Source organism: Mycobacterium sp. NPDC051804 (assembly GCF_044452905.1).
Lineage (GTDB): Bacteria > Actinomycetota > Actinomycetes > Mycobacteriales > Mycobacteriaceae > Mycobacterium.
The window spans coordinates 1-1708 of sequence record NZ_JBITCD010000022.1 but is presented as its reverse complement, the minus strand read 5'-3'; the positions used below and the strand labels follow the sequence as shown (position 1 = coordinate 1708).

Here is a 1708-nt window from a genome sequence, read left to right as displayed (position 1 = left end):
CCGCCGAGTTCGAAGAAGGAGTCGTCGGCGCCGACGCGCTCTAATCCGAGGACTTGGGCGTAGATGCCGGCCAGGATTTCCTCGCTGGGGGTGCTGGGGGCGCGGTAACGGTCAACGTTCTGATATTCCGGCGCCGGCAACGCGCGTTTATCAAGCTTGCCGTTGGGCGTCAACGGCAACGCCTCGACCACCACCACCGCCGCGGGCACCATATAGCCCGGCAACCGCTCACCCAACTGCGCGCGGGCCGCAGCCGAATCAACCGCCGCCCCCGCCGACGCGGTGACATAGCCAACCAGACGCTTATCGCCGGGGCGGTCCTCACGCGCGATCACCGCCGCCTGAGCCACCCCCGCACAACCGGCCAACGCCGCCTGCACCTCACCGAGCTCGATGCGATACCCGCGAATCTTGACCTGCTCATCAGCGCGGCCCAGATACCGCAACTGCCCCTGCGCACCCCACGACACCAAATCCCCAGTGCGATACATCCGCTGACCCGGCGCCCCGAACGGACACGCCACAAACCGCGACCCGGTCAACCCCGCCCGGCCCACATACCCATAGGCCACCCCCGAACCGGCCACATACAACTCACCGACCACCCCCGGCGACACCCGGCGCAACCCCGCATCCAACACAAACAACGCCGCCCCGGACACCGGCGCACCGATGGGCACCACATCCGACCCCGCCACCAACGGCGCACTCATCGCCGCATACACCGTCGCCTCAGTCGGACCGTAAGCGTTGATCATCACCCGCCCCGGCGCCCACCGCTCCACCAACTCCGGCGGACACGCCTCACCGGCCACCACCAACGCCGCGGACTCCAACCCCTGCGGCGAGAGCATCCCCGCCGCCGAGGGCGTATGACACACCACCTCAACCCGCTCGGCCAGCAACAAGGCATGCAACTCCTGCGGCGAGCCGGCCACCTCCTCAGGCACCACCACCAGCCGCCCCCCATGGGCCAGCGCACCCCAGATCTCCCACACCGACACATCGAAGGCCAACGAATGCCACTGCGACCACACCGCACCCGAGGCCAACGCCGAAGGCAACGACCCCACCAACCCGGTCACATGGCCGTGGGCGACCGCCACCCCCTTCGGCACCCCCGTGGTACCCGAGGTGTAAATCAGATACGCGATCTGCTCAGCCGAGGGCGCCACCAACCCCGTAGCCGGCTGATCCTCCACCTCAGCATCCTCAACATCAACGACCACCACCTGCCCACCATCGACACGGCCACGCAGACCAGACGTGGTGATCACCGCCATCACCGCAGCATCAGCGATCATGAAACCCACCCGCGCATCAGGCAGCGCCGCATCAATGGGCACATACGCCGCCCCGGTCTTAAGCACCCCCAACATCGCCACAATCGCCTCACCCGAGCGCGGCAACAACAACCCCACACACCGCCCCGGACCCACCCCCACACCCACCAACAGATGCGCCCACCGATTCGACGCCTCATCCAACTCGCGATACGTCCACGACCGCCCACCACAACACAACGCCACCGCCCCCGGCGACCGCCCCACCTGCGCACCAAACAACACCGGAATCGACACCCCCGGCCGCCCCGGCCGCGTCAACACCCCCCGATGACCCCACCCATCCAACTGGGCATGCTCATCCTCATCGAGCAAATCAATCGACAACAACCGCCGCGACGTATCCGCGGTCATAGCTACTGCCC

At 67.3% G+C, this 1708-nt stretch carries 1 pseudogene; it reads right to left on the bottom strand.

The features are described 5' to 3' along the window. Window positions 1-1697, bottom strand: a pseudogene (locus ACIA48_RS30255) (amino acid adenylation domain-containing protein); the annotation flags it as partial. Between the last annotated feature and the right edge of the window lie 11 nt (window positions 1698-1708).